Annotated in this window: 1 protein-coding gene; it reads right to left on the bottom strand. The window is 52.3% G+C overall.

Translation table 11 applies throughout. From position 1 onward, the window contains the following. Positions 1-94 precede the first annotated feature (94 nt). On the bottom strand, positions 95-688 hold a 594-nt coding region (locus tag LRP50_RS25400; protein ID WP_274167176.1), incomplete at its 5' end, for a hypothetical protein.

Below are 688 nucleotides of genomic sequence, written 5' to 3'. Positions count from 1 at the left end.
ACTCGCTCCTGCTTGCGCTGATACACCTTGAGGTATTGTTGAAGTGTTCATGTCCCGAGTACGTATTGTATGTCCCCCTTCTACGTGAGGGGGGTCATTGGATGCCGCTCTTACTTTGGGCTGGCTGTGGCTGATACGGATACTTCACTCGAATGTCCCCCACGTCTAACAGGGTGCGACCATAGCCGTATTCGATGCGATGCAGTATGTCGTTGTAATGATTGAGCTCATCGCTGGGTCTGGCCCATTGGGATTCGGGAATGGGGTTGCTCCATGCGACTATGTCCTCAAAGGTCTCCGCATGTTGTTTCATCTTTTTGGTTTCATGGTTGATACGCCAAATCCCAAGCCAGGTGCCGTTGATGGCCCACCAGAAATGGTGCCAGGCACCAAAGTCTTGTTCATCAATGTTATAGGCTTCACAGTGTTGTTGCTTTAGCCCTTGATACGTCAGGGGAGAGGGTTCGCCGATGTATTCTGGTCCATCTTCCATGTAGGTGCGGATCATCTCCCACAAACTGGCGGCGTGCACCTTGGTGATAGCACCCGTTTGCAGGACGCTCCAGAAGTGGCCGTGCTTTTCATCGCTATTGATGCCAATGATCAGGGAAGCGGAGGTGAATACTCCGCCTGTAGACATGGCACTGCTTTGGCCGACCATGGCACAGACCGTTTCCCAGGGGAAAAA

The sequence above is a fragment of the Enterovibrio gelatinilyticus genome, from assembly GCF_028683095.1.
Taxonomy (GTDB): domain Bacteria; phylum Pseudomonadota; class Gammaproteobacteria; order Enterobacterales; family Vibrionaceae; genus Enterovibrio; species Enterovibrio gelatinilyticus.
Note: the sequence above shows the minus strand (reverse complement) of the source record. Positions and strands in the feature narration are given on the sequence as shown.